The sequence below is a fragment of the Wenyingzhuangia marina genome, from assembly GCF_900130035.1.
Classification (GTDB): Bacteria; Bacteroidota; Bacteroidia; order Flavobacteriales; family Flavobacteriaceae; genus Wenyingzhuangia; species Wenyingzhuangia marina.
Genome location: NZ_FQXQ01000011.1, coordinates 1 through 2,657, shown reverse-complemented (window position 1 = coordinate 2,657; position 2,657 = coordinate 1). Strand labels below are relative to the sequence as shown.

2 protein-coding genes are annotated in these 2,657 nt (G+C 35.6%); both read left to right on the top strand.

Going from position 1 to position 2,657, the window contains the following annotated elements:
- On the top strand, positions 1 to 1,998 hold a 1,998-nt coding region (locus BUB70_RS13970; protein ID WP_073122678.1), incomplete at its 5' end, for a transketolase family protein.
- A 5-nt stretch (positions 1,999 to 2,003) separates the two neighbouring features.
- Positions 2,004 to 2,657, top strand: coding sequence for a fructose-6-phosphate aldolase (gene fsa, locus BUB70_RS13965; RefSeq protein WP_073122676.1), 654 nt, complete (start codon positions 2,004 to 2,006; stop codon positions 2,655 to 2,657).

Sequence of the window (2,657 nt, the reverse complement as noted above, 5' to 3'; positions counted from 1 at the left end):
ATAAGAGCATTAGCGATTTCTATGGTAGAGAAGGCAAATTCTGGACATCCAGGAGGCCCTATGGGAGGAGCAGATTTCATGCATATTTTGTATTCAGAATTTTTAAATTTTGATCCTACCGATATGTCATGGCCGTTTAGAGATAGATTTTTTATGGATGCGGGTCACTTATCTACGTTGTTATATGCACAATATTATTTATTAGGAAATTATAAAAAAACAGATGTAGAAAACTTTAGACAATGGGGTTCTGTTACACCAGGTCATCCAGAGGTTGATGTTTTAAGAGGAGTAGAAAACACATCAGGACCTTTAGGTCAAGGACATGCCATGGGAGTTGGAGCGGCTATTGCAGCTAAATTTCTAGGATCAAGATTTGGAGATTGGATGAATCATAAAATATATGGTTTTATATCCGATGGAGGAATTCAAGAAGAAATCTCACAAGGAGCAGGAAGAATAGCAGGACATTTAGGATTGAATAACTTTATTATGTTTTATGATTCTAATGACGTTCAATTATCTACGATGACAGATGAGGTAACAAGTGAGGATACAGCAATGAAGTATGAAGCTTGGGGATGGAAAGTTATAACTATTGATGGACATAACCATGATGAAATTAGATTTGCATTAAAACAAGCCAACGCAGAACAAGAAAAACCTACTTTAATTATTGGAAAAACGATAATGGGTAAAGGTTGTGTTACAGCTAATGGAGATATGTTTGAAGGACATTGTGAATTACATGGACAGCCAATAGGTCATACAGGTGCAGATTATACAAAAACGTTAGAGAATTTAGGAGCAGATGTAAATGATCCATTTGCTGTTTATAGCGAAGTAGCATCTTTTTATAAAACTTTATTAGAAAGAAAATCAGCAGAAGCCAAAGAAAAGAAGGTAGAAATATCAGCATGGAGAAATTCAAATGAAGCTTTGGCTACAAAGTTAGATAGTTTCTTATCAGGAGAATTACCAGCATTAGATTTTGAGTCAGTAGAAAATAAACCAGGATTGGCTACCAGAGCAGCCTCTGCAAATGTGTTGGCTTACTTAGCAGAAAATGTAGAAAATATTATAGTTTCATCAGCAGATTTGTCTAATAGCGACAAAACAGATGGATTCTTAAAAAAGACTCACGCCTTAAAAAAAGGAGATTTTTCAGGAGCATTTTTACAATCAGGAGTAGCAGAGTTGACTATGGCATCTTTAGCCAATGGAATGGCTTTACATGGAGGGGTGATTCCTGTAGTGGCTACGTTTTTTGTTTTTTCTGATTATATGAAACCAGCCATTCGTATTAGTGCTATTCAAGAATTACCAGTAAAATATGTTTGGACTCACGATGCATTTAGAGTAGGAGAAGACGGACCTACCCACCAACCGATTGAGCAAGAAGCTCAAATACGTTTGTTAGAAAAGTTGAAAAACCATAGTGGAGATCCTTGTTTTATAGCCTTAAGACCAGCAGATTCAGCAGAGACCAATGTAGCATGGAAAATGGCTATGGAAAATAGTAAAGTACCTACGGGATTAATTTTATCACGTCAAGGAATTAAAGATTTACCAGCTGTTGGAAGTTCAAGATATCAAGATGCATTACAAGCAGAAAAAGGAGGATACATTGTAAAAGATGAACAGAACCCAGATGTAATATTAATTGCTAACGGATCAGAGGTTGCTACTTTACTTGATGGGGCTCAGTTGTTAGAAGCCAAAGCGAATGTAAAAGTAAAAGTAGTTTCAGTTCCTTCTGAAGGAATTTTCAGATTACAATCAAAAGAGTATCAACAAACAGTTATTCAGCCTAATGTTCCAACCTTTGGATTAACAGCAGGTTTACCAATAAACTTAGAAGGATTGGTTGGACCTTATGGAAAAGTATTTGGATTAGAACACTTTGGATACTCAGCACCAGCGACTGTGTTAGATGAAAAGTTTGGATTTAACGGAGAGAATGTATTTAAACAAGTAACAGAATTATTAAATAAATAAAGACAATGAAATTTTTTATTGACACAGCAAATTTAGATCAAATTAAAGAAGCTCAAGATTTAGGAGTTTTAGATGGAGTAACGACAAATCCATCTTTAATGGCAAAAGAAGGAATCACAGGAGCAGAAAATATTTTACAACACTATCGCGATATTTGCGATGCCGTTGATGGAGATGTATCCGCAGAAGTAATTGCTACAGATTTTGAAGGAATGATAAAAGAGGGAGAAGTTTTAGCCGCTTTAAATCCACAGATAGTTGTAAAGTTACCTATGATTGCAGCAGGAGTAAAGGCGTGTAAATACTTTTCAGACAAAGGAATAAAAACCAATGTAACGTTAGTTTTTTCAGTAGGTCAAGCTATTTTGGCAGCAAAGGCAGGAGCTACTTATGTATCTCCTTTCTTAGGACGTTTGGATGACATTTCTACAGATGGATTACACCTTATTGAAGAAATAAGACATGTATATGACAACTATGGATTTGAAACACAAATTTTATCAGCTTCAGTACGTAATACGATGCATGTCATTAACTGTGCAAAGATAGGAAGTGATGTGATGACAGGACCATTATCATCAATTACTGGATTGTTAAAACATCCTTTAACAGATAGCGGATTGGCTCAATTCTTAGCGGATTACCAAAAAGGGAATTAG

Bases quoted from the DNA above. Each gene is read 5' to 3' on its own strand.
- fsa (WP_073122676.1), top strand. From the start codon at position 2,004: ATGAAATTTTTTATTGACACAGCAAATTTAGATCAAATTAAAGAAGCT.